Origin of the sequence: Ilumatobacter sp., assembly GCF_041688325.1 — a bacterium.
GTDB lineage: Bacteria > Actinomycetota > Acidimicrobiia > Acidimicrobiales > Ilumatobacteraceae > Ilumatobacter_A.
The window spans coordinates 1-1,995 of record NZ_JBDNIJ010000256.1 but is presented as its reverse complement, the minus strand read 5'-3'; the positions used below and the strand labels follow the sequence as shown (position 1 = coordinate 1,995).

At 62.6% G+C, this 1,995-nt stretch carries 3 protein-coding genes and 1 pseudogene; 3 read left to right on the top strand and 1 reads right to left on the bottom strand.

Annotation, left to right across the window (positions count from 1 at the left end; all coding sequences use genetic code 11):
- Positions 1 to 275 (top strand): annotated as a pseudogene (locus ACH2EI_RS14235) (carboxypeptidase); the annotation flags it as partial.
- Between the two features lie 42 nt (positions 276 to 317).
- Here ACH2EI_RS14235 and ACH2EI_RS14230 read toward each other — a convergent pair.
- A complete protein-coding gene (locus ACH2EI_RS14230) occupies positions 318 to 866 on the bottom strand; it encodes a GNAT family N-acetyltransferase (RefSeq protein WP_395155719.1) in 549 nt (182 codons plus the stop codon).
- Positions 867 to 1,001: 135 nt separating this feature from the next.
- Here ACH2EI_RS14230 and ACH2EI_RS14225 point away from each other — a divergent pair, with 135 nt between their 5' ends.
- Positions 1,002 to 1,316 carry an SDR family NAD(P)-dependent oxidoreductase gene (locus ACH2EI_RS14225; protein WP_395155717.1) on the top strand — a complete coding sequence of 105 codons (315 nt, stop codon included), beginning with the start codon at positions 1,002 to 1,004 and terminating at the stop codon, positions 1,314 to 1,316.
- 8 nt (positions 1,317 to 1,324) lie between these two features.
- Positions 1,325 to 1,717, top strand: coding sequence for a cytidine deaminase (gene cdd / locus ACH2EI_RS14220; RefSeq protein WP_395155723.1), 393 nt, complete (start codon positions 1,325 to 1,327; stop codon positions 1,715 to 1,717).
- Positions 1,718 to 1,995: the final 278 nt, after the last annotated feature.

Sequence of the window (1,995 nt, the reverse complement as noted above, 5' to 3'; positions counted from 1 at the left end):
TGCCGACGTACGTCACTGAGAAGGCGAACATCGACTCGATCGTTCGGCCGATCGTCGTCGAGCTGCAGGGTGCCGAAGTGATCGGTGGTCCCGCACGTCAGGAACTCGGTCAGCTCGTCGGGTCGATGGCGGCACGTTTCAACCGAGGTGACGGTGGGAGTCCAGAACGAGCGTTGGCCTCGTGGACGGTTCGTTGCCAATCGGGCACCGAGCTGACGGTCGGGGCAACTCACCAACGGGCAGGAACGAGATCGACCACCCTCACCTGCAAATAGTTGCGCACGGGGTCAGGCCCCTTTCGCAACTCTGTCCCGCGGTTACGACTGGTCGGCGAGCTCGTCGAAGAAATCGGGCTGCGGCCGGACGAGCTGGGCGCTGCGCTGCGGCGTCCAGTCGAGGTCGAGGTACTGCTTGTAGCCGACGTGAGTCGGGATGAAGCCGTGGTCCTGGAAGAACTTGTGGGCGTGCTGCCGCTTCGCTCCAGCGGTGAGCTGCATGCGGTAGCAGCCAAGATCACGTGCGCGGCTGGCGGCGTATTCGAGAAGTTGGCTACCAATGTCGGTGTCGCTGTGCGCGGGAGCGACGTGCATCGACTCGATCTCGGCGCAACGGCCACCGCGATGCTGGAAGTGGCGGAAGGTCACGAGTTGCACCATGGCAACGGCACGCCCGCCCAGGTCGGCAACGAGCAGGTAGCTGCCGTTGGTCGCATCAATCTCGCGGATGGCATCGAGGTAGTCGCCGACGAATCTTGGGTTGTCGCGGTTCGTCTGCATAAACCCAGGGTCACGAACCTTGTCGCCGAGCAATAGCTCGATCAGATCATCGACGTCGGATTCCAACGCATCTCGGAGGTACAGCTGCATTGGTCACTTATTGTGCCAGAACTCAGCACGGACACGAGCGATGGTTGCACATCCAGCAAGCAACCAGCAAGCGACCAGCGAGTGACCAGCTGGGTGGAGGTGGGGACGACGAGCGGGCTGTGGCACGATTGGGCTATGAGATGGAATCGCGCACTCGCAACCGTCGATGCGCGGCTGCGCGCTGAGTCGCCGATCGATCTCGTTGTGAACAACGCGGGCTTCGGTCAGGCTGGCTCGCTTCACGAACTCGATGCCGAGCGGGAGACCGCAGTGATCGACGTCAACGTCGTTGCCCTGCATCGTCTGTCGCAGGTCGCTGCTGGCCTTCGGGGCATCGACCAGAATCGTGCCGTCGTTGTGTCGGGCGGGCTGAACAAGGTGCGCGCCGGATTCTTGAATGCGCTCCCGGGCCCGGCGCGCCGGTTTCTCGTCCCCCGGGTGCTGTCGTGACTGCGCAGATGCCAGACCTCTTCGATGTCGCCGTCGCAGCTCAGCAGCAGTCGTATTCGCCCTACTCGAAGTATCCGGTTGGCGCCGCGGTGCGCACAGCATCGGGTGCCGTCTTTACCGGCTGCAACGTGGAGAACTCGGCGTACCCGGAAGGCACCTGCGCAGAGGCTGGCGCAATCGCTGCGATGGTCTTGGCCGGTGAACGCGAGATCGTCGAGGTACTCACCGTCACGGGTGGCGACACGCCGGGCACCCCATGCGGCGGCTGTCGTCAGAAGCTCCGTGAGTTTGCCGGGCCCGATGCGATCATTCACGCGACCACCAATGGTGGGGCAATGCTCGACATCTCGATGGCCGATCTGCTGCCCTCGTCGTTCGGCCCCGAGTTCCTCCTCGGTTAACGGACGAGCGATGCGCTGCGGGCCCGCTCAGTCGGTCCGCAACTTACCGCCCCCAGAACTGCCAAGCGAGCGGTGAGCGTTGTGCTCGTTGAGCGGGTCGGGTATTCATCGCTTCGGGTCGGGTAAATGCTGAGTCATCACTTGTCAAGTAAGTGCAGTCGAGGTTGTTGGTGAGTGCGTTAACCTCTATCTTGAGTCCTGACGAATAAAGATTTTGATCCATCCCCCCTGGATCCCCCCACCCCCCGAATATCTCTCGAACACAGGAAGCAAGGAGC